The organism is Novosphingobium sediminicola, assembly GCF_014196525.1.
GTDB lineage: Bacteria > Pseudomonadota > Alphaproteobacteria > Sphingomonadales > Sphingomonadaceae > Novosphingobium > Novosphingobium sediminicola.
This window is the reverse complement of the sequence record NZ_JACIDX010000050.1, coordinates 1-1,703: the sequence shown is the minus strand read 5'-3', so window position 1 is coordinate 1,703 and position 1,703 is coordinate 1. Positions and strand designations below refer to the sequence as shown.

The following is a 1,703-nucleotide window of genomic DNA, read 5'->3' as shown; positions in this document are numbered from 1 at the left end:
CCCATCGCCACCAGCGCGACGCCGACATTGGCCTCCGCCCCGCCGATGGTCAGATCAAGCGATTGCGCATCGGCAATCACTCGACCCGCAGGCGTGGCAAAGCGCAGCATCACCTCGCCAAAGCAAACGACAGGGCCGGTCACCGCGCCAGCCAACCGCCGTCCACGGCCAATACATGACCCTGCACATAATCTGCCGCGCCGCTGGCCAGAAACACCGCCGCGCCGCCCATATCGGCCGGGCTGCCCCAGCGGCCTTCGGGGATGCGCTCCATGATCTGGCGGTTGCGCGCCTCGTCCGATTGCAGCGCCGCCGTGTTGTTGGTGGAGATATAGCCCGGCGCGATGGCGTTGACATTGACGCCCTTGGCGGCCCATTCGCAGGCCAGCAATTTGGTCAGACCCGCCACGCCCGATTTGGACGCAGTGTAGGACGGCACGCGGATGCCGCCCTGAAACGACAGCATCGAGGCGATGTTGATGATCTTGCCGCGCTGGCCGGTTTGCGCATGATGCGCGATCATGTGGCGACCGGCAGCCTGCGACAAAAAGAACACCGATTTGAGGTTGGTGTCGACCACCGCGTCCCAGTCCTCCTCGGTGAAATCCACGCTGTCATTGCGGCGGATGATCCCGGCATTGTTGACCAGAATGTGCAATCCGCCCAGCTTTTCAATAGCCTGCGCCACGACATCGCCCACCGGAGCAATCGACGAAAGATCCGCGCCAATGATCTCGGCCCGGCGCCCCGCCTCGCGCACCAGCGCAGCGGTTTCCTCCGCAGGCGTACGGCCCACCAGCGCCACATCGGCCCCGGCCTGCGCCAAGGCCAGAGCAATTCCCTGACCGATGCCCGTATTGGCACCGGTCACCACGGCCACGCGGCCGGTCAGGTCAAAGCTCATCATGACCTCACTTGAGCTGGCAGATGTCGAGGACCTTCATGTCGGTATAGTCGAGGTTTTCCCCGCCCATCGCCCAGATGAAGGCATATTTCTTGGTGCCGGAACCCATGTGGACCGACCATGGCGGGCTGATCACGGCTTCTTCATTGCCGATTACGATGTGGCGCAGGTCTTCGGGCTGGCCCATGTAATGGAACACGCGGTCGCTCTCGGTGGGCATGTCGAAATAGAGATAGATCTCGCTGCGGCGGTCATGCAGATGCGGGGGCATGGTGTTCCATACGCTGCCTTCCTCCAGCACGGTCAGGCCGAGCAGAAGCTGCGCGCTCTCGCAGACGCCGGGGATGACCAGCTGATAGATCGTGCGCTGGTTCGAATTGGCCAGATCGCCGCGGGCCAGCGGGTTGGCCTGATCGAGCGTGATGTGCTTGATCGGGAACGTTTTATGCGCCGGGACCGAAGCGATGTAGAAACGCGCTCCTTCGCCTTCAAAGATCACCTCGCCCGTGCCCATGGGGACGTAGAGGCATTCCTTGTTGCCCATTTCATAGCGCGTGCCGTCAACCGTAATCGCGCCGGGGCCGCCAATGTTGACGATGCCCGCCTCGCGGCGCTCCAGAAACGGATGGCCCGCCGCAGAGGCCGGTTCGCTCTGTTCGGGCAGCTTGAGCGGGGTCTTACCCGGCACCGCGCCGCCGATCACAAACCGCTCATTATGCGAGTAGTTCAGGTTCACCTGACCCTCAACAAACATCCCCCCGACCAGATAGCGGTCGCGCAGTTCATCATTCGATACGCA

At 62.9% G+C, this 1,703-nt stretch carries 2 protein-coding genes; both read right to left on the bottom strand.

All coding sequences use genetic code 11. From position 1 onward, the window contains the following. Positions 1-139: 139 nt before the first annotated feature. Positions 140-907, bottom strand: coding sequence for a 2-dehydro-3-deoxy-D-gluconate 5-dehydrogenase KduD (gene kduD, locus GGR38_RS23915; protein WP_183629514.1), 768 nt, complete (start codon positions 905-907; stop codon positions 140-142). A gap of 4 nt (positions 908-911) precedes the next feature. After that, the coding region (gene kduI, locus GGR38_RS23910) for a 5-dehydro-4-deoxy-D-glucuronate isomerase (RefSeq protein WP_183629512.1) at positions 912-1,703 on the bottom strand (792 nt) is incomplete at its 5' end.